This is a genomic window from Pseudoclavibacter sp. VKM Ac-2867, assembly GCF_015351275.1.
Taxonomy (GTDB): domain Bacteria; phylum Actinomycetota; class Actinomycetes; order Actinomycetales; family Microbacteriaceae; genus Pseudoclavibacter.
The window spans coordinates 1-24,584 of the sequence record NZ_JADKSL010000034.1 but is presented as its reverse complement, the minus strand read 5'-3'; the positions used below and the strand labels follow the sequence as shown (position 1 = coordinate 24,584).

General features: G+C 68.0%; 26 protein-coding genes and 1 tRNA gene. 15 read left to right on the top strand and 12 right to left on the bottom strand.

Annotated elements, in window-relative coordinates:
- Window positions 1–201: 201 nt before the first annotated feature.
- On the bottom strand, window positions 202–1,452 hold the full coding sequence (locus tag ITJ67_RS19880) for a DUF3027 domain-containing protein (protein WP_228503401.1): 1,251 nt from the start codon (window positions 1,450–1,452) through the stop codon (window positions 202–204).
- A complete protein-coding gene (locus ITJ67_RS19100; protein ID WP_104241897.1) occupies window positions 1,452–1,835 on the bottom strand; it encodes a cold-shock protein in 384 nt (127 codons plus the stop codon). Before ITJ67_RS19100 ends, ITJ67_RS19880 begins: the two co-directional genes overlap by 1 nt.
- Window positions 1,836–1,977: 142 nt before the next feature.
- Between ITJ67_RS19100 and ITJ67_RS19095 the strand changes: the two genes are divergently transcribed.
- From ITJ67_RS19095 to ITJ67_RS19075, 5 genes are all read left to right on the top strand, one after another.
- Entirely contained in the window at window positions 1,978–2,247 is a 270-nt protein-coding gene (locus tag ITJ67_RS19095) for a hypothetical protein (RefSeq protein WP_104241898.1), read from the top strand.
- Between the two features lie 95 nt (window positions 2,248–2,342).
- Complete coding sequence (locus tag ITJ67_RS19090; protein ID WP_160073574.1) at window positions 2,343–3,932, top strand: helicase-associated domain-containing protein; 1,590 nt, start codon at window positions 2,343–2,345, stop codon at window positions 3,930–3,932.
- A 60-nt stretch (window positions 3,933–3,992) separates the two neighbouring features.
- The gene (locus ITJ67_RS19085) at window positions 3,993–5,639 is read left to right on the top strand and encodes a DNA repair helicase XPB (RefSeq protein ID WP_160073576.1); all 1,647 of its coding nucleotides are present in this window, start codon (window positions 3,993–3,995) and stop codon (window positions 5,637–5,639) included.
- A gap of 61 nt (window positions 5,640–5,700) precedes the next feature.
- Entirely contained in the window at window positions 5,701–6,177 is a 477-nt protein-coding gene (locus ITJ67_RS19080) for a hypothetical protein (protein WP_194678690.1), read from the top strand.
- Window positions 6,164–6,607: a MerR family transcriptional regulator gene (locus ITJ67_RS19075; protein WP_160073580.1), complete on the top strand. Its 444-nt coding sequence runs from the start codon at window positions 6,164–6,166 to the stop codon at window positions 6,605–6,607. Before ITJ67_RS19080 ends, ITJ67_RS19075 begins: the two co-directional genes overlap by 14 nt.
- Here ITJ67_RS19075 and ITJ67_RS19070 read toward each other — a convergent pair.
- The gene (locus ITJ67_RS19070) at window positions 6,573–7,388 is read right to left on the bottom strand and encodes a methyltransferase domain-containing protein (RefSeq protein ID WP_194678688.1); all 816 of its coding nucleotides are present in this window, start codon (window positions 7,386–7,388) and stop codon (window positions 6,573–6,575) included. The genes ITJ67_RS19075 and ITJ67_RS19070 overlap by 35 nt on opposite strands.
- A gap of 128 nt (window positions 7,389–7,516) precedes the next feature.
- Here ITJ67_RS19070 and ITJ67_RS19065 point away from each other — a divergent pair, with 128 nt between their 5' ends.
- The 3 genes from ITJ67_RS19065 to ITJ67_RS19055 all read left to right on the top strand — a co-directional run bounded on the left by ITJ67_RS19065 (window position 7,517) and on the right by ITJ67_RS19055 (window position 10,363).
- Window positions 7,517–8,215, top strand: coding sequence for a response regulator transcription factor (locus ITJ67_RS19065; protein ID WP_068479813.1), 699 nt, complete (start codon window positions 7,517–7,519; stop codon window positions 8,213–8,215).
- Between the two features lie 38 nt (window positions 8,216–8,253).
- Window positions 8,254–9,990: a sensor histidine kinase gene (locus ITJ67_RS19060; protein ID WP_160073584.1), complete on the top strand. Its 1,737-nt coding sequence runs from the start codon at window positions 8,254–8,256 to the stop codon at window positions 9,988–9,990.
- Between the two features lie 82 nt (window positions 9,991–10,072).
- Entirely contained in the window at window positions 10,073–10,363 is a 291-nt protein-coding gene (locus ITJ67_RS19055; RefSeq protein WP_104299345.1) for a WXG100 family type VII secretion target, read from the top strand.
- A 130-nt stretch (window positions 10,364–10,493) separates the two neighbouring features.
- On the opposite strand, the gene groL is transcribed toward ITJ67_RS19055, so the two are convergent.
- The 4 genes from groL to ITJ67_RS19035 all read right to left on the bottom strand — a co-directional run bounded on the left by groL (window position 10,494) and on the right by ITJ67_RS19035 (window position 13,624).
- Window positions 10,494–12,113 (bottom strand): chaperonin GroEL, encoded by a 1,620-nt coding sequence (gene groL, locus ITJ67_RS19050; RefSeq protein ID WP_068479821.1) that lies wholly within the window; start codon window positions 12,111–12,113, stop codon window positions 10,494–10,496.
- 213 nt (window positions 12,114–12,326) lie between these two features.
- Window positions 12,327–12,542: a cold-shock protein gene (locus ITJ67_RS19045; RefSeq protein ID WP_068479823.1), complete on the bottom strand. Its 216-nt coding sequence runs from the start codon at window positions 12,540–12,542 to the stop codon at window positions 12,327–12,329.
- 232 nt (window positions 12,543–12,774) lie between these two features.
- The gene (locus tag ITJ67_RS19040; protein WP_160073586.1) at window positions 12,775–13,326 is read right to left on the bottom strand and encodes a LytR C-terminal domain-containing protein; all 552 of its coding nucleotides are present in this window, start codon (window positions 13,324–13,326) and stop codon (window positions 12,775–12,777) included.
- 4 nt (window positions 13,327–13,330) lie between these two features.
- Window positions 13,331–13,624 (bottom strand): DUF3263 domain-containing protein, encoded by a 294-nt coding sequence (locus ITJ67_RS19035; RefSeq protein WP_160073588.1) that lies wholly within the window; start codon window positions 13,622–13,624, stop codon window positions 13,331–13,333.
- Between the two features lie 105 nt (window positions 13,625–13,729).
- On the opposite strand from ITJ67_RS19035, the gene msrB reads away from it, so the two are divergent.
- From msrB to ITJ67_RS19010, 5 genes are all read left to right on the top strand, one after another.
- Complete coding sequence (msrB, locus tag ITJ67_RS19030; RefSeq protein WP_104241916.1) at window positions 13,730–14,146, top strand: peptide-methionine (R)-S-oxide reductase MsrB; 417 nt, start codon at window positions 13,730–13,732, stop codon at window positions 14,144–14,146.
- A gap of 80 nt (window positions 14,147–14,226) precedes the next feature.
- Window positions 14,227–14,302: transfer RNA gene (locus tag ITJ67_RS19025), tRNA-Thr, on the top strand.
- Window positions 14,303–14,375: 73 nt separating this feature from the next.
- Window positions 14,376–15,428, top strand: coding sequence for a permease (locus tag ITJ67_RS19020; protein WP_104241918.1), 1,053 nt, complete (start codon window positions 14,376–14,378; stop codon window positions 15,426–15,428).
- Window positions 15,421–16,242 carry a TIGR03943 family putative permease subunit gene (locus ITJ67_RS19015; RefSeq protein ID WP_194678686.1) on the top strand — a complete coding sequence of 274 codons (822 nt, stop codon included), beginning with the start codon at window positions 15,421–15,423 and terminating at the stop codon, window positions 16,240–16,242. Before ITJ67_RS19020 ends, ITJ67_RS19015 begins: the two co-directional genes overlap by 8 nt.
- Window positions 16,232–17,638, top strand: coding sequence for a hypothetical protein (locus ITJ67_RS19010; RefSeq protein WP_194678685.1), 1,407 nt, complete (start codon window positions 16,232–16,234; stop codon window positions 17,636–17,638). Before ITJ67_RS19015 ends, ITJ67_RS19010 begins: the two co-directional genes overlap by 11 nt.
- 98 nt (window positions 17,639–17,736) lie before the next feature.
- Here the strand turns inward: ITJ67_RS19010 and rlmB are convergent, their stop codons facing one another.
- From rlmB to ITJ67_RS18995, 3 genes are all read right to left on the bottom strand, one after another.
- Window positions 17,737–18,732: a 23S rRNA (guanosine(2251)-2'-O)-methyltransferase RlmB gene (gene rlmB, locus ITJ67_RS19005; protein ID WP_104241924.1), complete on the bottom strand. Its 996-nt coding sequence runs from the start codon at window positions 18,730–18,732 to the stop codon at window positions 17,737–17,739.
- Window positions 18,729–20,153, bottom strand: coding sequence for a cysteine--tRNA ligase (gene cysS / locus ITJ67_RS19000; RefSeq protein ID WP_160073594.1), 1,425 nt, complete (start codon window positions 20,151–20,153; stop codon window positions 18,729–18,731). The genes rlmB and cysS overlap by 4 nt, the downstream gene beginning before the upstream one ends.
- A 131-nt stretch (window positions 20,154–20,284) precedes the next feature.
- A complete protein-coding gene (locus tag ITJ67_RS18995) occupies window positions 20,285–20,767 on the bottom strand; it encodes a CarD family transcriptional regulator (RefSeq protein ID WP_104332326.1) in 483 nt (160 codons plus the stop codon).
- Between the two features lie 177 nt (window positions 20,768–20,944).
- On the opposite strand from ITJ67_RS18995, the gene ITJ67_RS18990 reads away from it, so the two are divergent.
- On the top strand, window positions 20,945–21,547 hold the full coding sequence (locus ITJ67_RS18990; RefSeq protein WP_194678684.1) for a DNA modification methylase: 603 nt from the start codon (window positions 20,945–20,947) through the stop codon (window positions 21,545–21,547).
- An 81-nt stretch (window positions 21,548–21,628) separates the two neighbouring features.
- Here ITJ67_RS18990 and ITJ67_RS18985 read toward each other — a convergent pair whose 3' ends face one another.
- The gene (locus tag ITJ67_RS18985) at window positions 21,629–22,312 is read right to left on the bottom strand and encodes a response regulator transcription factor (RefSeq protein WP_068479999.1); all 684 of its coding nucleotides are present in this window, start codon (window positions 22,310–22,312) and stop codon (window positions 21,629–21,631) included.
- Between the two features lie 97 nt (window positions 22,313–22,409).
- Window positions 22,410–23,582: a sensor histidine kinase gene (locus ITJ67_RS18980; protein ID WP_160073598.1), complete on the bottom strand. Its 1,173-nt coding sequence runs from the start codon at window positions 23,580–23,582 to the stop codon at window positions 22,410–22,412.
- Between the two features lie 173 nt (window positions 23,583–23,755).
- Between ITJ67_RS18980 and phoU the strand changes: the two genes are divergently transcribed.
- Complete coding sequence (gene phoU / locus ITJ67_RS18975) at window positions 23,756–24,457, top strand: phosphate signaling complex protein PhoU (protein ID WP_104332329.1); 702 nt, start codon at window positions 23,756–23,758, stop codon at window positions 24,455–24,457.
- The last annotated feature ends 127 nt before the right edge of the window (window positions 24,458–24,584 follow it).

The following is a 24,584-nucleotide window of genomic DNA, read 5'->3' as shown; positions in this document are numbered from 1 at the left end:
AGCGTCACCAGCAGCTGCTGGTGACGCTCCTCTCGTCTGTCTTGCGTGCTTTGCTTGTCTTGCTTGTCTTGCTTGTCTTGCTTGTCTTGCTTCGCGATCCAGCGTGCCGGGTTTCCGCGCGAGCCGAGAGCTGACTTGTGGACGCTTCCGGTGGGCTATGACGACCACAACTCGGCCCTCGGCCACCGGGCATCCGCCGGACTAGCTCTTGGCGTCACCTTCTGGCGCCGACACCTCGGAGTCGGGCTCGAAGTCGACCCCGTCGAAGACGTCGTCCATGTCGTCGGCGAACTCGCGGATATCGGCGGCCTCACCGAACTCGGCGGCCTCCTGCGCTGGGAGCTCGTCCTCGCTGCGAGGGACCACGACAACCCGGCGGCGCTTGCCGCGTGAGCTGCTCTTCTCTGGCTGCACGTCGTCCGCGAGCGCGGCAGGTGTCTTGGCGGCCCGCTTTGCCTTCGGCGCGCTCGGCTCCGGAGCAACGTCGTCGCTCCCGACCGCGCCCGCCTTGGGCTCCTGGCCCGAGGCATCGTCGGCAGCGGATTCGCCGTCGACGGCCTTGCCCGCCTTCTTGCGCTTCCGACGCTCGGGCTTCTTCCGGGCTGCCTCGTCATCGGCGTCGCCGTGTGCGTCCGGAGTCGTCTCCTCCGCGACGGCGTCAGGCTTCGCCTGGTCGACGCGCTTGCGGCGCGACCGCTTGGGCTTCTCGGCGGGCGGCGTCTCCGTTTCAGTCACGTCGACGGATGCTTCACCGACAGCCGTGTCGCTCGGAGTGCCGTCGGTCTCGGCGTCGGGCTTCGACTTCTTGGCCGACTTCTCCTTCTTGCGCTTCTTCTTCTTGGGCTTCTCGGCTTCCGCAGCTTCGTCGGCGGCAGGCTCTGAGCCAGCACCTGCTGCGACGTGCTCACTCGCGGGCACCTCAGCCGACTCGTCGTCCGCAGAGCCGTCTGCGGACGACTCGGCCTCGGTCGCACCGTCTGCGCCGATGCGACGTCGTGTCCGCGTGCGCCGGATGCGCTTGCTCGACTTGGGCGCAGCCTCCGCGCCCGCAGCCTCTGCGTTCTCGCCGTCGACGTCAACGACCTCGCCGGCCTCGAGCAGCTGCGCCGCTTCGTAATCGGCGAGCCGATCGGACCACGGCACCCACGAAGGTGCCAGCAGGGCCCCGTCGCCGGGCAGCAGCTCGGCCTCGAGGACCGTCGGCTCCGCCTGGTCGACAAGGCGGACGAGGGAGACATTCCATCGCCAGTCCGGGTAGCCAGGCAGGCGCGTCGTGTACTGGAGCGTGTAGACGCCCTCGTCCTCCTCGGGGACGACGGCGACGAGCTCGCCGAGCTCGGAGGCCGGCGTCACGTCCAGCAGAGCCGACCAGGCGAGCCTCCGCGAAGACTCGAGCTCGACGGCATCAAGGGCGACCCCGAGCGGGGCTGCAAGCACGGCCTCGTTCGTCATCAGGCGTCCAGGTCGTCCGCGACGCGACGGAGCATCGCTGCGATCTTCGCGCCCTGCGGCTTCTCGGGGTAGCGACCGCGACGCATCGCGCCGCCAACGGAGTCGAGCAGCTTCACGAGGTCCTCGATGATGACTGCCATGTCATCAGGCGACTTGCGTTGGATGCGCGCGACGCTGGGCGGGGCCTCGAGGACGCGGACCGACAGCGCCTGCGCACCGCGTCGTCCGTCGGCGATGCCGAACTCGAGCTTCGTTCCCGGGCGCACCGACGAGGTTCCTGCTGGCAGCGCTGTCGCGTGCAGGAAGATCTCCTGACCGTCGTCGGCCGCAATGAAGCCGAATCCCTTGTCCTCGTCGTAGAACTTCACCTTGCCGGTGGGCATGGCCATCTCCTTGTTCGGCGCACGAAGCACCAGATCGAACTTTCACAGGCGGGGCGGCGAACTTCGCTTCCCCTGGTCGGCCGCGGCGTGCGGCTGATCCGAACCAGTCTACGGTGGCGCGCATGTCGATTAGTCTGGTTCGGTGACCTCTTCCAACGGCGCCCCCATCGCGAAGGGCGAACGCATCCTCGCTTTCATGTCCCTCGGCATCGCGGCGATCTCCTTCATCGCGCTGCTCGTGCTGCTCGCGACGCCACTCCTCGGCATCGAGGTCGACGCGAGCAACCCGATCTGGCCGACGCTGCTGTTCGTCACCTACATCGGCTTCCCCGTCGCGTTCCTCCTCATCCTGTCGCTCATCATCTGGCGCGTCGTCGCGAACCGACGCTCGCGGGGCAGGTCCGAGAGCTGATAGACGCCTCCCCGAGCGCGCTGCGGATCCTCCAACTCCTCCGCAGCCTGGATCGCACCGACCTCGCCAGCCTCGCCGCCTGGCGCAGGCTGTCGATGCGCGGCTCGAGCGGCGCCATGGACATCGCCGAGGCGCTCGCAGAAGAGAGCGCCCTGAGCGAAGCCGTCGCGCGGCTCGGCTGGCGAGACGCCTCGCGCCTCGCCGCAGGTTCACCGCAGGCGCTGCAGACGGCTCGGCTGCGCGGCCTCGCTGTCGGAACGCGGGAGGCGCCCGAGCTTCTCTCGACCACCGCGACCGCATTGTCCGAGCTCCTCGCAGCGTCACCCGACGCCGCCGAGTTCGATGCGTCGAGCCTCGCACCGCTCCCCCAGGCCACCGAGCGCGCCCACAGCGCCGCGCAGCTCGCGGCCGACGCGATCGCCTCCCTCGACCTCGCCCCACGCGCCTACCGCGACGGACGAGGCGGACTCCAGCTGGGCGCGACGACGGTCCGTCGCATCGCGGCAGAGCTGCACACCGAGCAGGCGGTGCTGTCGCCCCTCTTCGAGTGGATGCTGGACCTCGGCCTCTGCAGCCCGGTCTCCGACGCCATGCGCCCCACCTCGCTCGGGCGCGTGTTCCGCCTCAGCGCCCCGCTATCGCGGTGGCGCCAGCTCGCCGACTGCTGGCTCGCGGAGCTCCGCGTCGCAGACAGGACGGGCCTGCTCGTTGACGCGAAGTCGCACGCGACGCCGCAGACAGAGCTGCTCGGAATCACCGTCGAGGGCCAGCTCAGCCAGCTCGGCCTCCTGCTCGCGCAGGATGACCTCGACGGCGCGGCTGACCTCCTCGAAGCCTCCCTGCCAGACGAGGTCCCCGGCGTCTACCTCCAGCCCGATCTCTCGATCATCGCGCCTGGCCCGCTCGCCCCCGCCGACGAGCAGGAACTACAGTCGGTCGCATCCCTCGAGCGACGCGGCCTGGCCTCGAGCTACCGGCTCTCCGAGGCGTCGGTCACGCACGCGCTCGGCACCGGACTCTCGATCGACGAGATCAAGGCCACGCTCACTCGGCTCTCGCTCACCGGCATCCCCCAGCCCGTCGAGTACCTGCTCCGCGAGGCCTCGAACCGGCACGGCCGGGTGCGAGTTCGCGAGCACCCCGTCCGCCCCGGCACCATCGTGACGAGTCAGGACCCGGCACTCATGGATGCGCTGAGGGTCGACGCAGCCGTCGCGCCGCTCGGGCTTCGCCAGTCCGGAGAAGGCGCGCTCGTCTCCTCTGCATCGCGCGACACGGTCGTGCTCATGCTGCTCGACGCGCGCTACCCGGCAAGCGCAGAGAACGCAACGGGCCAGCTCGTGCCGCTCCGCCCCCGGGAGACCGCCCCGGCACGAGACCAGCGTCCGAGCGAGGCCGCGCTGAGGTTCGCGGACGCCCTCCACGACGAGGCCACACGCCTGGACGCGGGAGACGACGCGCAGACGTGGGTGCAGCGTCAGCTCGAGGTAGCTCGACGCGCGAAGAGTGAGGTCACGGTGCGCGTCGACCTGGGAGGCGGCAAGGAGACCACGCTGCGCCTCGTGCCGATGAGCGTCGCGGCGGGTCGCCTCCGAGCGAGGGACCTCGCGGCCGACGTCGAACGGACCCTCCCGATCCGCGCGATCCTCGAGGTGCAGCTCTCCGAGGCGCCGGAAGACCACTAGCGCTGCGAGAAGTCGCCGACACCGCTGACGCGCAGGACCTGGCGGGTATGATTGACCGCTATGGCACTTGGACCGTTGATCGTACAGAGCGACAGAACTGTCCTGCTCGAAGTGGCGCATCCCGACGCCGACGCCGCACGCCACGCGTTGGCGGTCTTCGCCGAACTCGAGCGAGCACCGGAGCACATCCACACGTATCGCATCACGCGGCTCGGTCTCTGGAACGCCCGCGCGGCCGGCCACGAGGCGGACGAGATGCTCGACGTCCTCGAGCGCTTCGCGAAGTTCCCCGTCCCCGCCTCCGTCTCCGGTGAGATCCGCGAGACCGTCGCCCGCTACGGCAAGCTCGTGATCTCCCGTGATGAGGAGGGCGAGCTGGTCGTCTCGAGCGACGACCCGGCCGTGCTCCTCCAGATCTCCAGGGCCAAGCACGTCGCACCGCTCCTCGAGGGGCCGACCGGCGAGTCCGGATTCCGCGTGCAGGCCTGGGCCAGAGGTGAGCTCAAGCAGCAGCTCGTGAAGCTCGGCTGGCCCGCGGAGGACCTCGCGGGGTACACGCCGGGCACGCCGCATGCCATCGAGCTCGACGAGTCCGAATGGCAGCTGCGCGATTACCAGCGGTCGGCCGTCGACCACTTCTTCAAGGGCGGGTCCGGGGTCGTCGTGCTCCCCTGCGGCGCTGGCAAGACGCTCGTGGGCGCCGGTGCCATGGCGACCGCGTCGACGAGCACGCTCATCCTCGTCACGAACACCGTATCCGCACGGCAGTGGCGCGACGAGCTGCTCCGCCGCACCACGCTCACGGAAGACGAGATCGGCGAGTACTCGGGCGAGGTCAAGGAGATCAAGCCCGTCACGATCGCGACCTACCAGATCCTCACCGCGCGCCGGAAGGGCGTCTACACGCACCTCTCGCTGCTCGACGCCCTCGACTGGGGCCTCATCGTCTACGACGAGGTGCATCTGCTGCCCGCCCCCGTCTTCAAGCTGACGGCTGAGCTGCAAGCCCGACGACGGCTGGGCCTCACGGCGACCCTCGTGCGAGAAGATGGCCGCGAGGGTGACGTCTTCAGCCTCATCGGCCCCAAGCGCTTCGACGCACCGTGGAAGGACATCGAGGCGCAGGGGTACATCTCGCCCGCCAAGTGCTACGAAGTCCGGGTCGACCTCCCGTACGAGACGCGCATGGAGTACGCGGCCGCGAGCGACGACGAGCGCTACCGCATCGCCGCGACGGCGCCGGCGAAGCACGAGCTCGTCAAGGCCCTCATCCGCAAGCATCGAGGCGAGAACATCCTCGTCATCGCCCAGTACCTCGATCAGATCGACAGCATCGCCGAAGAGCTCGGAGTGCCGAAGCTCACGGGCCAGACGCCCGTCGCGGAGCGCGAAGAGCTCTTCCAGGCGTTCAGGGAGGGGCGGGAGAAGGTGCTCGTCGTCTCGAAGGTCGCCAACTTCTCGGTCGATCTGCCGGATGCGTCCGTCGCCGTGCAGATCTCCGGCTCGTACGGTTCACGGCAGGAAGAGGCGCAGCGCCTCGGCCGGCTGCTGCGCCCGAGCTCGAGCGGCGTGACCGCGTCGTTCTACACGCTCGTCTCGCGAGAGACCGTCGACCAGGACTTCGCGCAGAACCGCCAGCGCTTCCTCGCGGAGCAGGGGTACTCCTACGAGATCCTCGACGCCGACGCGATCCTCGAACCGGCCTAGCTCGACTCCGGCAGTTCTCCGGCTTGACTCTGCACCACGGTGCAGGGTCCACGCTGGCGTCATGCAACACACGAAGCACAGCCGACTCGCCCAGGCGCACGGCCTCATCCGCCTGTCCGCCATCTACGACCTCATCGTCACGATCGGCTTCGCCTTCCTGCCGACCGCGTCCCTGATCTTCGTCGGGCTGCAGGCCCTGCATGCAGAGCTCGGACTCAGCGGCGAGCTCCCCGACGCGAGCTCCCCTTCGACCATGATGTTCGTCAACCTGATGGGCAGCGTCGTGACGGCGTGGGCGCTCTTTCGGATCTTCCGACCGTCCCTCGCGGCGGGAGCTGCCGACACGCTCGCACGCGCGCTGTTCTCGCTCGGGATGATCACAGCGCTCGCCCAGGGCGCGAGCCCCCTCATCGTGGTCATGCTGGCACTCGAAATCGCCTGGGGCGTCGCACAGGCGGCCGTCCTCGTCCGAGCGCGACCACGTCCGGCTCCAGCAGCTGCGGCCCAGCCCGTAGTCTCCTCAGATGCGCATCGCTGAGCTCGCCGAGCGGGCAGACGTCAAGGTCTCCACCGTCCGCTTCTACGAGCGGCGCGGGGTGCTGGACAGCCCGCCCCGCACGCCGGGTGGCTACCGCGACTACGACGACCGGGCACTCACCCGTCTGCGCTTCCTGCGCCGTGGCCAGGAACTCGGGTTCACGCTCCGAGAGCTCACCGACTTCGTGCTGCTCTCGGCGGATGCACGGGCGGGGACCGCCCAGCCGGAAGCCGTGCAGCGCGCCGCGAACGACAAGCTCCTCGAGATCGACAGCCGCATCCGCGACCTGGACCGGACGCGCGCCGCCATCGTCGGGCTCCTCGCCGCTCCGTGCCTCGACCCGACGGCCGAGTGCCCGATCGTCGACGCGCTCGGCCGCGAACCGCGACCGGAGGTCACACGCGGGCGAGGAGCTCCACGTGCGTCATGACGAACTCGGCGTCCTCGTCGTCCGCCCACTCCGACCAGGCATCGGCGATGCGCTGAAGGTCGCCTGACGACGCGATCCCCCGTGCCCGCGCATCCTCGGCGAACCGCGACCTCGTGGCGCGTTCCGCCCACGTCGACCCCCACCAGGCGCGCTCCTCCGGTGTCGTGAAGATCCAAGCACTCGCCGAGAGACGAACATCCTCCAGCCCCGCCGAGCGTGCCCAGCGCCGCAGGATCCTGCCCGCGTTGGGCTCCCCGTCGTTCGAGCGCGCGACCTTGTCGTACACGGCGAGCCAGTGGTCGAGTTCCGGAAGCTGCGGCGACCACACGCACGTTCCGTAGTCGACGTCGCGCACCGCGACCAGTCCGCCCGGCTTCGTCACGCGGCGCATCTCCCGCAGCGCCGCGACCGGGTCGGAGAGGTGCTGCAGCACCTGATGTGCGTGCACCACGTCGAACTCGCCATCGGCGAAGTCGAGCGCGTAGACATCGCCGAGCAGGAACTCCGTCTGCGTGTCCCCCGCCTCGAGTGCGGAGGCACGAGCCACCTCGAGGGGCTCGTCCACGACCTCGATGCCGACGACGCGGCCGGCGGTGCCGACCCGCCGGGCGAGATCCAGGGTGATCGAGCCCGGCCCGCAGCCGACATCGAGCACGTGCATGCCCGCTCGCAGCTCCGGGAGGAGGTAGCCGGCGGAGTTCTCGGCCGTGCGCCGCCCGTGCGAGCGGAGCACGCTCGCGTGGTGGCCATGGGTGTACCTCGGGGCTGCGGAGTCGTCCATGTCGGCACAGTAGCGCACCGCGCGGGCCCGGACCCGCGTGAGGACGACCCAGAAGATTAGCGCATCCGCGCTGCCGCGACACCGCGCGCCGTCAGACTTCACTCAGACGGCGTCAAGATACTTAGTCCATGACTGATGGCCCCAAGATTCTCGTTGTTGACGACGAGCCAAACATCCGCGAACTCCTGTCGACCAGCCTGCGCTTCGCAGGGTTCATGGTGCGTGCCGTCGGCAACGGCGCCGCCGCGATCTCCGCTGTCATCGAGGAGGAGCCCGACCTCATCGTCCTGGACGTCATGCTCCCCGACATGAACGGCTTCGGCGTCACGAAGCGCCTCCGCGCATCTGGCTACACGAGCCCCATCCTGTTCCTCACCGCCAAGGACGACACCGACGACAAGATCGAGGGCCTCAACGCGGGTGGCGACGACTACGTCACCAAGCCGTTCAGCCTCGACGAGATCGTCGCCCGCATCAAGGCCATCCTCCGCCGCACCATGCAGGCCGAGGAGGAGGCGGTCATCCGCACGGGCGAGCTCACGATGGATCAGGACACCCACGAGGTGTTCATCGGCGACGAGCCGATCGAGCTCTCCCCCACCGAGTTCAAGCTGCTGCGCTACCTCATGCTCAACCCCAATCGGGTGCTCTCGAAGGCGCAGATCCTCGACCACGTCTGGGAGTACGACTTCAACGGCGACGCCGGCATCGTCGAGTCCTACATCTCCTACCTGCGCCGCAAGCTCGACCAGTTCACCGAGGAGCCGCTCATCCAGACCAAGCGCGGCTTCGGCTACATGCTGAAGGTCTCCGGAGCCAAGGCATAGCAGAGGTGACCAAGCCTGACCACGAGGGGAAGTAGGCGGTGCCGTTCAGGGCATGGCGCTGGGATCGTCTCTCGCTCCGCAACAAGCTGACGATCGTCAACATCACCCTGCTGACGTTCGGCATCGTCGTCGCCGGAATCGGCACGACGCTGCTGCTGCGGCCGACGCTCGTCTCGCAGACCGACTCGCAGTTGAGCGTGTACGCGAGTGACCCGACCCAGTTCCTCGCCGCCGACCCCTCGTCGAGGCTCATCACCTACGACGCGATCCGCATCGCGCCGTCCACGATCTACGTGGCCGTCCTTGATGCGGACGGCAAGGTCGTCGTCGACAACTGGGGACAGTGGCAGCGGCCGCAGGCGATCGCGCCCGAGGTGCCCGCAGATGCCGCGGTCCGCGGCAGCCAGAGCCTGTTCGACATGGAGGACCCGCTCGGGGCGACCTGGCGGACCATCACCGTGCCAGAGGGAGAATACGCCGCCGATCAGGTGCGGGGCACGCTGCTCATCGCGGCCCCGCTGACGAGCGTCAACGCGACGATGGTGAACTTCCTCGCCATCTTCTTCGGCTTCGGGCTGACAGTCGTCATCTTCGGCGCGGCCCTCACGAGAGTGCTCGTCTCCGCGACGCTGCTCCCCCTGAGGCAGGTCGAGGCCACGGCCATGCAGTTCGCGTCTGGCGACTACTCCCAGCGCCTGCCTGCAGGCACCCCGAACACCGAGGTGGGGCGCCTCTCTCGGTCGCTCAACACCATGCTCGTCCGCATCGATCACGCCTTCGACGAGCGGACCCGCACCATCGCGCAGATGCGCCGTTTTGTCGGCGACGCGAGCCACGAGCTTCGCACGCCGCTCGTCACGGTCCGCGGATACGCCGAGCTCTACCGCATGGGTGCGCTCAACGATCCCGAGAAGGTCGGCCAGGCGATGGAGCGGATCGAGAAGGAGGCGCTCCGCATGGGGGGCCTCGTCGAGGACCTCCTGCAGCTCGCTCGACTCGACGAGACGCGTGAGCTCGTCAAGGACGTCATCGACCTGGAGCCGATTGCCGAGGACGCGGCGATGGACGCCCACGCAACGGCCAAGGACCGCGTTGTGCGGGCCCTACCCGTGAACATCATCCAGGAGCCCCGCGACGACGCGGAGCCCCTCGGATCCGAGACGACCGGTGAGCTTCCTGTCGCGGTCGATGAGGACGCCGTCTCGACCGAGGAACCGGCCAGCGCTCCGGAAGGTGCGGCCGCTAAGCGCGCGCTGTGGCGACGGCGCCCGCTACCGCGTCCAGCGCTGCGAGGCTTCCCCATCAGACGCAAGGGCTCCGAGCCGAGTGAGATCGAGTCCGCCGGCTCCGACGAAGACCTGGGGGACGTGCCCGCCATGGTGCACGCGAACGAGGACAAGGTCCGGCAGGCGATCTCCAACCTGCTCGGCAACGCCATGCGGTACACGCCGGAGGGCTCTCCCCTCGAAGTCGGAGTGACGGTGGACCTGCCGAACCAGCTCGCCATCGTCGATATCATCGACCACGGTGAGGGCATCCCCCCGCAGATCCGGCAGAAGATTTTTGAACGGTTCTGGCGCGCGGACACCTCCCGCGCACGCGAGACCGGCGGTTCCGGGCTCGGCCTCTCGATCGTCTCGGCGATCATGAAGGCGCACGATGGCGAGGTCGACGTGCTGGAGACTCCCGGAGGCGGGGCGACGTTCCGCCTCAAGTTCCCGCTGCTCATCTCAGCACCTGTGGATAGCCCGCTCTCCACAGCCCCGAACACCTGATCCCTCGCTCGCTGTTCCCTCTCTTAGCCTTCTCGCGAGGTGCCGCCGGAACCACCCGGCGGCCGGAGAAGGGGGAACACCCATGGCCGTCTACATGGTCGACAGCGAGCAGCTGCAGCTCGCCGTCACGAACACGCAGTCGTCGATCGGACGAGTGCAGGCAGAGGTCGCCGCGCTGCTCGGCAACCTGACCGCACTCGAGGGATCGTGGAGCGGGGAAGCCGCAGCAGCCTTCCAGGGTCTGGTGCAGCAGTGGCGCTCGACGCAGGCTCAGGTGGAGTCGAGCATCTCTGCCATCAATAGCGCCCTGGGCAGCGCAAGCGCCAGCTACGGCACCGTGGAAGGCGACGTTCGACGGCTCTTCAGCGTCTGACCGGCACTGCTCTCGGCGGCCTGGCCTGGCCTGGCCTGTAGCTCGACCGATCTCGACGAGGAGCGAGGCGGAAACGACGAAGCGGGCGGCTCCGTGAGGAGCCGCCCGCCTGTTGTCGTGCGCGTGGTGCTTAGAAGTCCATTCCAGCGCCCGGGTCCATCGCCGGTGCGCCAGCCTTCTCGGGCTTGTCGGCGACGACGACCTCGGTCGTGAGGAAGAGACCAGCGATCGAAGCTGCGTTGAGCAGCGCGGAGCGCGTGACCTTCACCGGGTCGAGCACTCCAGCCTCGATGAGGTTGACGTACTCGCCGGTTGCGGCGTTGAGGCCCCAGCCGTCTTCGAGTCCAGCGACCTTCTCGGCGACGACGCCGGGCTCGAGGCCAGCGTTCGTCGCGATCTGCTTGAGCGGTGCGAGGATGCCGACCTTGACGATGTTGACGCCGGTCGCTTCGTCGCCCTTGAGCTCGAGCTTGTCGAGAACGCGTGCGCCAGCCTGGATGAGGGCGACGCCACCACCGGCGACGATGCCCTCTTCGACGGCAGCCTTCGCGTTGCGGACTGCGTCCTCGATGCGGTGCTTGCGCTCCTTGAGCTCGACCTCGGTCGCAGCTCCGGCCTTGATGACGGCGACGCCACCGGCGAGCTTCGCGAGGCGCTCCTGGAGCTTCTCGCGGTCGTAGTCGCTGTCGCTGTTCTCGATCTCGGCGCGGATCTGTGCAACGCGGCCGGCGATCTGCTCGGGCGAGCCAGCGCCCTCGACGATCGTCGTCTCGTCCTTCGTCACGACGACCTTGCGGGCCGTGCCGAGGAGGTCGAGCGTCGTGTTCTCGAGCTTGAGGCCGACTTCCTCGCTGATGACCTGTCCACCGGTGAGGATGGCGATGTCCTGCAGCTGGGCCTTGCGGCGGTCGCCGAAGCCGGGAGCCTTGACGGCAACCGACTTGAAGATGCCGCGGACCTTGTTGACGATGAGCGTCGCGAGAGCTTCGCCCTCGACGTCCTCGGCGATGATGAGGAGCTGCTTGCCGGCCTGGATGACCTTGTCGACAACAGGAAGGAGGTCCTTGATGTTGGAGATCTTGCCGTTGACGATCAGGATGTAGGCGTCCTCGAAGACGGCTTCCTGGCGCTCGGGGTCGGTCACGAAGTACTGCGAGAGGTAGCCCTTGTCGAAGCGCATGCCCTCGGTCAGCTCGAGCGTGGTGCCGAACGTGTTCGACTCCTCGACGGTGACGACGCCTTCCTTGCCGACCTTGTCGATCGCCTCGGCGATGATCTCGCCGATCTGGGCGTCAGCAGCCGAGATCGATGCGGTGGCAGCGATCTGCTCCTTGGTCTCGACCTCCTTGGCGGATGCGAGCAGCTCGGCGACGACGGCCTCGACAGCCTTCTCGATGCCGCGCTTGAGCGAGATCGGGTCTGCTCCTGCTGCGACGTTGCGGAGGCCCTCGCGGACGAGCGCCTGAGCGAGGACGGTGGCCGTCGTCGTGCCGTCACCGGCGACGTCGTCGGTCTTCTTCGCGACCTCCTTGACGAGCTCGGCACCGATCTTCTCGAACGGGTCGTCCAGCTCGATCTCCTTGGCGATGGACACGCCGTCGTTCGTGATCGTGGGCGCGCCCCACTTCTTCTCGAGCACGACATTGCGGCCGCGTGGGCCGAGCGTGACCTTCACCGCGTCGGCGAGCGTGTTCAGTCCACGCTCAAGCCCGCGACGGGCCTCTTCGTCAAAAGCAATGATCTTCGACATATGTGTACTGCGTCCTTTCCGGACGTGGTTCGTGAGGTTCGTGGTTGGCACTCGAACGAGGCGAGTGCAAGTCCATATTGGCACTCGGCCCTGTCGAGTGCAAGCCGCCCCGACGCCTTCTCGCTGCGGGCGAACGAGGACGGGAGATCCCGTGCCTGGCACGGAAAACGGCGCCGACCCCCAGAGGGGGTCGACGCCGCTTGTCGTCGAGGATCAGAGTGCGCGGACGGACTCCGCCTGGGGGCCCTTGTCGCCGGCCCCGATCTCGAATTCGACCTTCTGTCCCTCTTCGAGAACGCGGTAGCCCTGCATCTCGATGGCCTTGTAGTGCACGAACACATCCTGTGCAGCAGCGCCGTCGAGCGCGTCCACAGTGATGAAGCCGTAGCCCTTGTCAGCGTTGAACCACTTCACGGTTCCGTTCGCCATGTTTGTCTCCATTGCTCAGTAGTACTCGCCAGCGCCAGCCGGCGGAGCCCTGCATGCGTGCGAGGGGGACGAACGATGGTGCCCAGGACTCGAGCAAGATACTAGGTCGCGACCTGTTGAGCGTGGAAGCCGAAAACCGTGATCACGTCACCTGGCGACGTTTTGTTTCCAGATGTTCACATTCGTGGAACACAAGGCGCGCATTCCCCGGTGAAAGCCCGGGGCTTTTGCCCTACCCGGCGAGGTCGAGCCCGACGATGACCACGATCGTGCCAGCGGCAGCGACGTTCGGATCCAGCACCGCGGTGCCCCCGCCGAGCGACTGCACGAGCGCCAGGGCAGCAGCCTCCTGAGCGGGGTCATTGTAGGAGACGGTGGTCGTCGCGTAGTCGGAGGTCGGTGCATCCGCCGTCTCCGTCACATTCCAGCCAGCGGCAGCGAGCTCGGTGGTCGTTCCACCGGCGACGCCAGCCAGCTCGGTGCCGTTGAGCACGCGGACGGCGACGTTCGGGTCGAGCTGCGGCACGACCTCGGCCGGCGCTTCCTCGACCGGGGCAGCCTCGGCCGGCGTCTCGCTGGTCTCAGGCTCGGCGGACGGGCTGAACGAGACGGCGCCATTGATGATCTGCATGGCGACCGCCGCGACGGCGACGATGACGACGACGGCCAGCAGGCCCCAGAGCCACGAGGCGAGCTTGGCGAGACGGGTTCGGGGCGCACGATGCGCGCCGCGCCTGTCGAGGCCGGGTGGGATGTCGTCGAAGCGATCCTTGGGGTAATTCACGTGTCTACCGAATCCGTCCTGAGGTGGGAGAGGCGCTGGACATGCGCTGCTCGCGCCGCAGCTGGCGCTCATCCGCCCGCCGCTCGCGCGCACGCCGTAGGCGGCCGACGAGCATCGGCTGATGAGCGAGCGCAGCTGGTGTCTCGATGAGCGTAGCGAGATTTCGGTAGTACTGCGTCGTCGACCAGCCGAAGCGATCCCTGATCGCCGCCGCCTTCGCTGCGTTCTGCCGCGGATTCAGGTCTTCGAAATCCAGCAGGGCGCGCTCGAGGTCGCTGAGCTCCACGTCCCGTTCCATGGAGGAAGTGTACGAGCAAGGCTCACGGACTGGACTCACGCAACGCGCGTATGCTCGTTCCTCCCTGACCGCTCCCAGCGGTCTCGTCGATCTCCAGGAGGCACGGTGTCCTACGCCGTCAACAAGCCCGATTCCGAGTGGCGCGCTGAGCTCACGCCGCAGGAGTACCACGTGCTGCGCGAGGCAGGCACTGAGCGGGCCTACACGGGAGAGCTCCTCGAGGAGGGACGCGCCGGACTGTACACCTGCCGTGCATGCGGCTCCGAGCTCTTCAAAGCCGGAACGAAGTTCGACTCCGGATGCGGGTGGCCGAGCTTCTACGAGTCGGTCCGCCCCGACGCAGTCCAGCTGCTCGAGGACCGCTCGCTCGGCATGGTGCGCACCGAGGTGCGCTGCGCGAACTGCGGGTCCCACCTCGGGCACGTCTTCCCCGACGGCTTCGGCACCCCGACGGGCGACCGCTACTGCATGAACTCGCTCTCGCTCTCCTTCACGCCGGACGACGAGACGCCCTCCGAGTAGGGAGAGCATCACCCGAGTGGCCATGCGGTGCGCACCTCGCGCACCGCATGGCTATGATGGTGCCGCTGCGATTGCAGCAGGCCGACTTAGCTCAGCTGGTAGAGCACCGCTCTTGTAAAGCGGATGTCGCGAGTTCGAACCTCGCAGTCGGCTCCAGAATCCTCACCGCCCCGCGCGAGTCCCTCGTTGCCTCCGTGTTCCGAAAGCGGCCCGAACTATACTCGGCTGGATGCACGAGCACACGACTGCGCAGCGCGCACCGCGCCCTCAGCGCACGACCGCAAGTCGCGGTGTGCTCGGACTGACCATCGGCGCAGGCCTGATCCTCACGCTCATCGCAATCAGGACGTTCACGGCTTCGCTCGACGACGCACCGGCCCTCGGCCCGATCAGCGACTTCGTGACGCTCTCCTTGAGCGTCGTCATCGAGTCCATGCCGTTCATCGTGCTCGGCATTCTGCTCTCGATCGTCGTCCAGCATTGGCTCCCGCCGGGCTTCCTGATGCGCATCCTGCCGCAGAGCCCCTGGCTCCGACGCGCCGTGATCTCCCTGTTCGGCATCGCTCTGCCCGTCTGCGAATGCGGCAACGTGCCCCTCGCCCGCGGCCTCGTGCTCCGAGGCTTCACCCCGGCCGAGTCGATCACGTTCCTGCTCGCGGCGCCCATCCTGAACCCCATCACGATCGTCACGACGTACCAGGCATTCGGCTGGGACCACGGGATCCTGGCGGCCCGTATCATCGGCGGCTTCGTCATCGCCAACGTCATCGGCTTCCTGTTCAGCCGCCACCCGAGACCGCAGGAGCTGCTCACGCCGAGCTTCGCCGCCACCTGCGAGCTGGAAGCGAAGCACGGGCACGGGGGCCGCTCCGGCGTCCGCGACCGCTTGCGGGCGAGCGCGTCGATGTTCGGCGCCGAGACCTCCACGATGCTCCCCGCGCTCTTCATCGGCTCCGCCATCGCGGGCGCCATCCAGGTCGGCGTCTCGCGCGATCTCCTCACGACGCTCGGCGAGCATCCCGTGCTCTCGGTGCTCGTGCTCATGACGCTCGGCTTCGTCATCTCGATCTGCGCGAACGTCGACGCGTTCTTCGCCCTGTCCTTCGTCGGGACGTTCATGCCCGGCGGGATCGTGGCCTTCCTCGTGATGGGGCCCATGATCGACGTCAAGATGCTCGCGCTCATGCGCACGACCTACACGAGCGCGGTCCTCGCGCGCATCACCCTCATCGTCGCGCTGTCGGCCTTCACCCTCGGACTCGGAGTGAACCTCATTGCTTGAACGACTGCTCTCCAGATGGCGCGGGGTCGCGCTCACGCTCTTCACCGTCGTCGCGACGGTCTGGCTCTCCATGACGGGCGGGCTCTCGCTCTACATCCACCCCCGCTACTTCCTGTTCACCTCGATCATGGCCGTCATCGGCGGCATCCTCGCGATCGCGGCCATCGCCGTCACGCCGGGTCGCGACGACCACGACCACGACCACTCGCATGAGTCGGATGCCCTCGGCACGTCGACCACACGGAGAGGCAACCGCCGCCCGCGGCTCGGCGCACGTCAGCGCATCGCCGTGATCGCCTCGACGACCGTCACGCTCGTCGTCGTCGCGACGGCGTTCGTTGCGCTCATCATCGCGCCGCCGGTGACGCTCAGCTCCGCAGCGGTCGAGAACCGCTCCCTCAACGCCAACGCGCAGACCGTGGACTCCCCGATCTCGGAGGGCGAGACGCTCCGGGGCCGCGACACCAGCTCCTTCACCGTCAAGGACTGGGCCGCGATGCTCCGCCAGGGCGACGGAGAGCAGCAGGTGCTCGGCGAGCGCGCGAAGCTCGTCGGTTTCGTGACCGAGGACCCGGACGCACCGGATGCCTTCATCCTGGCGCGCTTCGTCGTGAACTGCTGCGCGATCGACGCAGCCCCGGTCGGTGTCGCCGTGCACCAGCCCGGTTGGCAGGGCACCTACCCCGTCGATTCCTGGGTCGAGGTCGACGGCGCGTTCGTCACGAACCCCAGCGCGTCCAGCGCCGAGCGTGTCGCGCTCATGCCGACGACCATCACCGCGATCGACCAGCCGAGCGATCCCTATGTCTACTGATCTCGCCTCGGGCGGACGCCGCTTCCGGAGGACGTTCATCCTGGCGGTGATCGTGCTCGCCCTGCTCGCCGCTGGGCTCTCCGTCGGCAACATCCTGCAGGGCCCGCGAGTCGCGTCGACGGCGGTCAACGCCATCGGCACGGTCGAGCAGCAGGGCACCCGCCTCGTGCTGACACCCAACCAGCGCCTCCGCGAGATCGACCCCGCGCAGGTCGTCCTCGAGCCAGCCGCCGCCTACAGCCTCACGGAGGAGAACGGCACGATCACGGTGACGTTCGAGCAGCTGCTCGCCTACGACACGAACTACACCCTCACGGTGGCGGATGCCGTGAGTTCCTCGACGGGCGTCGCGTCGACCCTCGAGACCGAGTTCACGACACCGCCCCTCGAGGTGTCGACGCTCGTTCGCGGGGCGATCTCGACCAGCGGGACACTCGAGGACCGCGTCATCGAGACGAACGTCTCCGGCGGGGGTGAGCCGAGCATCCTGTTCAGCGCCCCGCGCATCCAGGAGTACGCCCTCACTGACGCGTTCGTCGCGGTCATCGAACAGGACTCCGCCGGCCTCGGCGCGGTCGGCGTCGCACCTCGCGCTGAGCCCGGGCCGGCTGTCCCGCTGAACGTGGACGCGACTGGGAGCTTCTCGAGCCTCGCCGCCGACGCGGCGAGCGGCCTCATCGGCTTCGTCATCGACGGTGTGCACGCTGACGGGCAGACCGAGCTGGTGCGCTCGCTGTTCGTCTTCGACACGAGCGACACGTCGTTCCGGCCCACGCAGGTGGCCGGAACGGACGGCACCCCGCTGATGGTCTCGACGTGGGCGTTCGCGCCGCGCACGGGGGCCCTCATCGCGCAGACCCTCGACGAGCAGCTGTACCTCGTGAACGTGCTCGCCGGCACTCCAGCCGAGCCGATCGGCCAGGCGCAGCACTTCCATGGCTTCGTTCCCGGCACGGCCACCGCGGTAACCTCGGGTGTCGGCGGCTACACCCTCTTCGATCTGAGCTCGGGGACCGCCGAGCAGCTCACCCCAGCGCCGATGACGCTCAGCGAGACGCAGTACCTCACGCAGACGAGCGTGCTCGACCCGGAGGGAACCCAGATCTCGGCGGTCGCGGATGCGGCTGCCGGGCTCGCCGACGTCACTGTCGAGTTCGCCGACGGCGACGGCCAGCGGACGCTCTTCGATCCGGGCGACAGCGGCGAGTGGCTGCGCGACATCTGCGTCTCCCCCAACGGCCAGTACCTCGCCGTCGAGACTGGCCTCGGCGCGCAGGGGCCGGACGGCTACGCTGTGCTTCCCGGCATGAAGCAGTCGACGACCACCGTCATCGACATCGCCACGGGCGAGGAGCTGCGCCGTCTCACCGGCTTCCTGACCTCCTGGTGCCGCTGACCCACCTCCACGACGATGGGCCTCAGACACGACATGGGCCCGAGATACGACGATGGGCCCCACCCGCAGGTGAGGCCCATCTGATCGCAGTGAGGCGCCTACTTGGCGGCGCGCTTGGCAGCCCGCAGCTTCGAGACCTCGTACATCGTGATGCTCGTCGCGATGCCCGCGTTGAGCGATTCCGTCGCCCCGTCGATCGGGATGGAGACGATTGCGTCGCAGTGCTCGGTGACGAGCCTCGAGAGGCCCTTGCCCTCGCTGCCGACGACGACGAGGAGCGGAGAGGTCGCGAGCTCGAGCGACGGCAGCGAGACGTCGCCGTCGCCGTCGAGGCCGATGACGAAGACGCCGGCCTTCTTGTACGCCTTGATGGTCGCCGTCAGGTTCGAGGCCATGGAGACGGGCAGACGCGCTGCGGCGCCGGCAGAGGTCTTCCACGCGGAAGCCGTCATGCCGACCGAGCGTCGCTGCGGCACGATGATGCCATCGCCGCCGAACGCCGCCACGGAACGCACGATGGCGCCGAGGTTGCGAGGGTCCGTGATGCCGTCGAGCGCGACGAACAGCGGGTTCCGGCGACGCTGGATGGCGCGGTCGAGCTCCTCCATCGGGTCGGCGTACGTGTACGCCGGCACCTTGATGATGACGCCCTGGTGGACCGCGTCGCGGCCCGCCATGCGGTCGAGCTCGGGACGCATGACCTCGAGGATCGGGATCTTGCGCTCGGTGGCGATCTTGAAGATCTCCTTGACGCGCTCATCCATCTCACCGCGCGCGGCGACGTAGAGCGTCGTCGCGGGGATGCCGGCGCGCAGCGCTTCGACCACCGAGTTGCGGCCAGTCACGAGCTCCGTGCTGTCGTCGGTCCGCGCCCGGCGAGGGGCACCGCCCTCGCGCTGCGCGGGACGCGGCTTGGAGCCACCTCGGGCGGCTTCCAGGCGTTCCTTCGCGGCCTTGCGCTTGCCGGCCACGTGCCAGGAACGGTCCTCGGCGCGCGGCGTGTTGCCGCGGCCTTCGAGGGACTTGCGGCCGTTGCCGCCCGTGCCCTTCGTAGGGCCCTTCTTGCTGCGGTTGCCGCGCGAATTCGTGCTCATGCCTTCTCCAACGTCCAGAAGCTGCCGTTCGGCGAGTCTTCAATCTGCACGCCGGCTGCTGCCAGCGTGTCTCGAATCTGATCTGCGCGGGCGAAGTCCTTCGCACCGCGGGCCTGCTTGCGCTCCACGAGCAGCGAGTCGATGAGCGCCGCGAGGGCCGTGTCGCCGGCCGCATCCGCTCCCCCGCTCCACTGCTCAGCGCGTGGGTTGATGCCGAGGATGTCGAGCATCGAGGTGACCTCGCGTGCTGCTCGGGCCGCCGCATCCGCTGCGCCCGTGTCGAACGCCTGGTTGCCGGCGGTCACCGTCTCGTGCAGCGACGCTATGGCCTGCGGGACCGCGAAATCGTCGTTCATCGCGGCGACGAAAGCAGCGGGGAGGCCGTCGAGTCCCCCCGCGCCTGCCGTCTCTGCGGGAACCAGGAGGCCGGCACGCTCCGCACGCTCGAGGAACGACTCGATGCGCGCGAACGACGCGGCCGCCTCCTCGAGCGAGGTGTCGCCGATCTCGATGGTCGAGCGGTAGTGCGCCGACCCGAGGAAGTAGCGGACCACGACGGGGCGAGCGGAGGACAGGAGGTCGAGTGCCGAGACCGTGTTGCCGATCGACTTGGACATCTTCTGCCCTGCCACCGAGACGAGGCCGTTGTGCACCCAGGTGCGCGCGAACTCGAGGCCCGCGGCGCGCGACTGCGCCAGCTCGTTCTCATGGTGGGGGAAGCGGAGGTCACGGCCGCCGCCGTGGATGTCGAAGGTCGGCCCGAGGTACTTGGTCGACATCGCCGAGCACTCGATGTGCCAGCCCGGCCGACCCGAGCCCCAGGGCGACGCCCAGGCGGCCGACTCCGGCTCACCGGGTTTGCGCCCCTTCCAGAGCGCGAAGTCGGCGGCGCTGCGCTTGCCGCGACTCGGCGCCTCGCCCTCGGCCATGTCCTCGGGGCGCTGGTGCGTGAGCTCGCCGTAGCTCGGCCAGCTGCCGGTATCGAACCACACGTCGCCGCTCTCGTCGGCGGCCGGATACGCGTGGCCGCGCTCGATGAGCAGCGCGATGAGCTCCTGCATCTCAGGGATGGACCCCGTCGCGCGAGGCTCGTACGTGGGTGAGCGAATGCCGAGCGCCGCATAGGCGGCATTGAACTCGCGTTCCACGCGGTACGCGAGCGCCCACCACGGCTCGCCCGCTGTCGCTCCCGCGAGAGTCTTGTCATCGATGTCGGTGACGTTGCGCACGAGCGTCACCCGGAGGCCACTCGCCTCGAACCACGACCGGAACTGGTCGTAGACGAGCGCCGAACGCAGGTGACCAGCGTGGGGCGCTGACTGCACCGTCGGCCCGCAGACGTACATCGAGACCTCGCCTGGCACCATCGGCGTGAAGTCGCCGAGTGCTTGCGTCTGCGTGTCGTAGATGCGCTGATTCACTGCACCAGCATACGCGTCAGGGCCGCGCGGACGAATGGACGTCCGCGCGGCCCTGACGGCGAAGCGCATGGTGTGCGTCGAACGGCCCTCACGAGCCGGAGAGCCAACCGGAGAGCAGACCGGAGTGCTGACTAGGAAGCGAGGACCTTGTCGAGGACGTCGCCGGCCTTGTCCTCGTCGGTCTTCTCCGCGAGTGCGAGCTCCGAGACGAGGATCTGCCTGGCCTTCGCGAGCATTCGCTTCTCACCCGCAGACAGGCCCCGGTCCTGGTCGCGTCGCCAGAGGTCGCGCACGACCTCCGACACCTTGATGACATCGCCGGAGGCGAGCTTCTCAAGATTCGACTTGTACCTGCGGGACCAGTTCGTCGGCTCCTCGGTGATGGGGGCGCGCAGGACCTCGAACACACGGTCGAGACCGTCTTGCCCGATGACGTCGCGTACTCCTACCAGGTCGACGTTGTCAGCAGGAACCTCGATGACGAGGTCTCCCTGTGCAACGTTCAACTTGAGGAACATCTTCTCTTCGCCCTTGATGACTCGGATCTTCACCTCTGAAATGGTGGCCGCGCCGTGATGGGGATAGACGACTGTCTCCCCGACCTCAAACTGCATAAATACAAGCCCCTTTCGGCACCTAAGAGTACCATGTCAAAACGGCTCATTCGAGGACTGGGGTGGTAGAGTCCGCCGCCGCGTCGTCCGGGAGGGGCACCTGGATCAGATAGGCTTCCTGCATCCTGTGAATTCGTGCGGCGACAGTCGCACGGTCCGAACCTGGAGGCTCCAGACGTGAAGATCCGCGCCGTCGCGTCCGTCACCCTTGCCGCCGCAGTCGCGGTTGGGCTTGCCGGCTGCAACTACATCTCCCCCCAGCGAACCACGACGCAGTACTCGGCGAGCGACGGCACGAACGCCAACGTCGGCGACCTCGAGGTCCGCAACGCCATCCTCATCACCGACATGCTTGTCGGCACCGATGTGACCGACCGAGCGAACCTCATCTTCTCGGTCGTCAACCACACGGGCAGCGCCGGCTCGCTGGACATCACGTACATGGGACTCATCAACGGCGTCGAGCAGGAGGTCGTCGTGACGGTTCCCGTCGACGCATCCGCAGGCGTCACGCAGGTGGGCTTCGGCGAGGGCGCGACCGTGCTCCTCGAAGGCATGGACTTCACCCCGGGCTCCACGCACGACGTCGACTTCACGGCGACCCTCGACGGGGTCCAGACCATGCAGGCGGTGACCGTTCCCGTCCTCGACGGCACGCTGCCGGAGTACTCGACGCTCGTGCCCGGCCCCGCCCAGACCGAGCCGCCCGCGGCACCGCCGAGCATCGCACCGACGACGGCGCCTACCGAGGCACCGGAAGAAGAAGGCGGCACGGCCTAGCCGGCGCACGCAGACTGCCGAGAAGGGCGCATCCACTCAACGTGGATGCGCCCTTCTCGCGTTGCGTCGTCTGGGTGTCGCTCAACCCTCGTAGCGGTAGCCGAGCCCGCGCACCGTCACGAGGCGCACGGGGGTCGACGGCTTCTCCTCGATACGGCTGCGGATGCGCTTGATGTGCACGTCGAGCGTCTTGGTGTCGCCGTAGTAGTCCGGCCCCCAGACGCGGTCGATGAGCTGCCCACGCGTGAGCACCCGGCCGGAGTTCCGCATCAGGTACTCGAGCAGCTCGTACTCCTTCAACGGCATCGGGGTCACCTTGCCCGAGACCTGCAGGGTGTGACGGTCGAGGTCCATGCGCACCTCGCCGACCTCGATGATGCTGTCGTCCTCGCCCTCGTCCTCCTGCTCATTGCGGCGGAGCACGGCGCGCACGCGGGCCAGCAGCTCGCGCGTGGAGTATGGCTTCGTGACGTAGTCATCGGCACCCAGCTCGAGACCGACGACGATGTCGACCTCGCTGTCCTTGGCCGTGAGCATGATGATGGGCACCTTCGACGTGAGGCGGATCTGCTTGCACACCTCGGTCCCGGGGACGCCAGGGAGCATGAGGTCGAGGAGCACCAGGTCGGCGCCATCCCGGTCGAACAGGTCGAGGGCATCGAGGCCGGTCTCGGCGACGGCGACCTCGTATCCCTCCCGTCCGAGGAGGAAGGAGAGCGGCTCATGCAGTGCGGATTCGTCTTCGACGAGGAGGATGCGGGTCACGGAGGCCATTGTGCATATCTTTCGTGAACATTGAGTGACGCGCCAAGGGTCGCGCCCGTCCGACGGCGCGCCGTCGGTCGGGGACGTCCGGCGCGACTCAGGCTGAGCGACGCTCGGTGAAGCGCTGCAGGTCGATCTCCGCGACGACGGAATCTGCGGAGGGTAGGCGAACCGTGAACGTCGATCCCTTTCCTGGCTGCGACCAGACGCGCACGTCACCGCCGTGGTTCTCGGCAACGTGCCGCACGATGCTCAGGCCGAGGCCCGTCCCGCCCGTGCGTCGGGAACGAGCCTGGTCGACGCGGAAAAAGCGCTCGAAGATGCGCCCCTGATCCTCCGGGGCGATGCCGATGCCCTGGTCCGAGATGGCGACCTCGACGGTGTCGTCGACGAGTCGCGTGCCGATCCCCACCCGCGAGTTCGGCGACGAGTACTGGACCGCGTTGGACACGAGGTTCGTGAAGCACATGAGGAGGTGAGCCCGCTCGCCGTAGACGAACGCATCCACGTCGTCGCCGAGCACGATGTCGACGCCGCCCACCTCGGCGGGCACGCGCGATTGGTCGACGGCGAGCGAGAGGATCTCGTGGATCGAGATGAGCTCCGGGTCTGCGAGGGAGTCGCTCGACTGCAGCCTGGACAGCTCGATGAGCTCGTTGGTGATCGAGGCCAGGCGCAGGCTCTCCTTGCTGAGCCGCCCCGTGAAGTACTTGACCTGCTCCACGTCACCCGCAGACTCCGCGATGGCCTCCGCGAGCAGCGTGACCGCGCCGATGGGGGTCTTGAGCTCGTGACTCACATTGGCCACGAAGTCTCGGCGCACGCTCTCGACGCGAAGCGCCTCCGTGCGATCCTCCGCCAGCACCAGGAAGAACCGCGTCGAGAGGGGCGCCGCACGCACCCGGACATGGATCTCCGAGCGCCCGAAGGGACCTCGGGCGATCTCGAGGTCCTTGGTGACCGCCTCGCCCTGGCGCCTCGCCTCATCCACAACGGCCCCGACGCGCTCGTCGAGGCGCCCGCCGGCACGGACGAGCCCCTTCGACGTGGCTCCCGGGGAGGACTGGTAGACGTTCCTGGACGGGTCGGTGACGATGACGATCGAGTCGAGGGCGCCGAGCAGATGCTCGATGCCCTCGGGGAGGCGGGGGGAGAATGCAGCTCTTGCCTTTGCCTGCCGTACCGAGGCGACGTGGAGCAGCCAGACAAAACCTGCACCCAAGAGGAAGCCGAGTACGATCGCAAGGACCACTGCGACGGACGAGTCCATGTGCCCAGCATATGGGCCAGCGGACTCGACACCCGTCGTACACGAGTCGGTTACCTTGGCTCCGTAGAATCGCCCGTGAGAGCAGAGTCACTCCCAGAGGGACTGGGCGACCGGTCTGCCCAGAAATGCGGGCAGCGGCACATCGCCCGTTGCCACGAAACAAGAGGATAAACATGCGCGAAGTTTTCCAGCAGGAACTCGCTGAGGTCAGCAACGGCCTCGTGGAGATCGCCCGCCACGTCGAGTCCGCCATGCAGCGCGCCGCCGTTGCGTTCACCACCTCCGATGTCGCCCTCGCCGAGCAGGTCATCTCCGACGATGCCCGCATCGACGAGCTTGCCATCGCCCTCGATGAGCACACCATCGAGATCATCGCCCGCCAGTCACCCGTCGCCCGCGACCTGCGCCTCGTCGTGAGCGCGCTGCGCATCAGCTCCTCGCTCGAGCGCATGGGCGACCTTGCAGCGCACATCGCGGCGCTCGCTCGCTACCGCTTCCCCGGCGGTGTCGGCCCGAACACGCTTCGTCCGGTGTTCGCCGAGATGAGCCGCCTCGACGTGGCCGTCGCCCGTCAGCTCGTCGCCCTGCTCGACGCGGGCAACGACGAGGAGACCAACCGCATCGCCGACGAGATCAAGGCGAGCGACACGCAGATCGACGACCTGCACCGCAGCACGTTCGACGCGCTCCTGTCCGACGACATCCAGGCGCAGAGCGTCGAGGTCGTCGACGCGACGCTCGCGAGCCGCTACTTCGAGCGCTTCGCCGACCACGCGGTCTCGATCGCCCAGAAGGTGCAGTACCTGACCAGCGGCGAGTGGATGCAGGAGAAGGAGCCCTCCACTCCGGTCGCCCCGGTCACCCCCGGCGTCTAGGCGTCTCGGGTCCTCAAATCCGGGCGTGACAGCCCGGGGTTGAAGAACGGCCCAGCTCTGAGCAACAGCAGAACGTCAGAGCAACAGCAGAACGGCGGATGCTCCAGGAGATTCTCCTGGAGCATCC

Coding starts and splice junctions, on each gene's coding strand:
- ITJ67_RS19880 (WP_228503401.1), bottom strand. CDS start 1,452: ATGACGAACGAGGCCGTGCTTGCAGCCCCGCTCGGGGTCGCCCTTGAT.
- ITJ67_RS19100 (WP_104241897.1), bottom strand. CDS start 1,835: ATGCCCACCGGCAAGGTGAAGTTCTACGACGAGGACAAGGGATTCGGC.
- ITJ67_RS19090 (WP_160073574.1), top strand. CDS start 2,343: ATGCGCGGCTCGAGCGGCGCCATGGACATCGCCGAGGCGCTCGCAGAA.
- ITJ67_RS19085 (WP_160073576.1), top strand. CDS start 3,993: ATGGCACTTGGACCGTTGATCGTACAGAGCGACAGAACTGTCCTGCTC.
- ITJ67_RS19080 (WP_194678690.1), top strand. CDS start 5,701: ATGCAACACACGAAGCACAGCCGACTCGCCCAGGCGCACGGCCTCATC.
- ITJ67_RS19075 (WP_160073580.1), top strand. CDS start 6,164: ATGCGCATCGCTGAGCTCGCCGAGCGGGCAGACGTCAAGGTCTCCACC.
- ITJ67_RS19070 (WP_194678688.1), bottom strand. CDS start 7,388: ATGGACGACTCCGCAGCCCCGAGGTACACCCATGGCCACCACGCGAGC.
- ITJ67_RS19065 (WP_068479813.1), top strand. CDS start 7,517: ATGACTGATGGCCCCAAGATTCTCGTTGTTGACGACGAGCCAAACATC.
- ITJ67_RS19055 (WP_104299345.1), top strand. CDS start 10,073: ATGGCCGTCTACATGGTCGACAGCGAGCAGCTGCAGCTCGCCGTCACG.
- groL (WP_068479821.1), bottom strand. CDS start 12,113: ATGTCGAAGATCATTGCTTTTGACGAAGAGGCCCGTCGCGGGCTTGAG.
- ITJ67_RS19045 (WP_068479823.1), bottom strand. CDS start 12,542: ATGGCGAACGGAACCGTGAAGTGGTTCAACGCTGACAAGGGCTACGGC.
- ITJ67_RS19035 (WP_160073588.1), bottom strand. CDS start 13,624: ATGGAACGGGACGTGGAGCTCAGCGACCTCGAGCGCGCCCTGCTGGAT.
- ITJ67_RS19020 (WP_104241918.1), top strand. CDS start 14,376: ATGCACGAGCACACGACTGCGCAGCGCGCACCGCGCCCTCAGCGCACG.
- ITJ67_RS19010 (WP_194678685.1), top strand. CDS start 16,232: ATGTCTACTGATCTCGCCTCGGGCGGACGCCGCTTCCGGAGGACGTTC.
- rlmB (WP_104241924.1), bottom strand. CDS start 18,732: ATGAGCACGAATTCGCGCGGCAACCGCAGCAAGAAGGGCCCTACGAAG.
- ITJ67_RS18995 (WP_104332326.1), bottom strand. CDS start 20,767: ATGCAGTTTGAGGTCGGGGAGACAGTCGTCTATCCCCATCACGGCGCG.
- ITJ67_RS18980 (WP_160073598.1), bottom strand. CDS start 23,582: ATGGACTCGTCCGTCGCAGTGGTCCTTGCGATCGTACTCGGCTTCCTC.
- phoU (WP_104332329.1), top strand. CDS start 23,756: ATGCGCGAAGTTTTCCAGCAGGAACTCGCTGAGGTCAGCAACGGCCTC.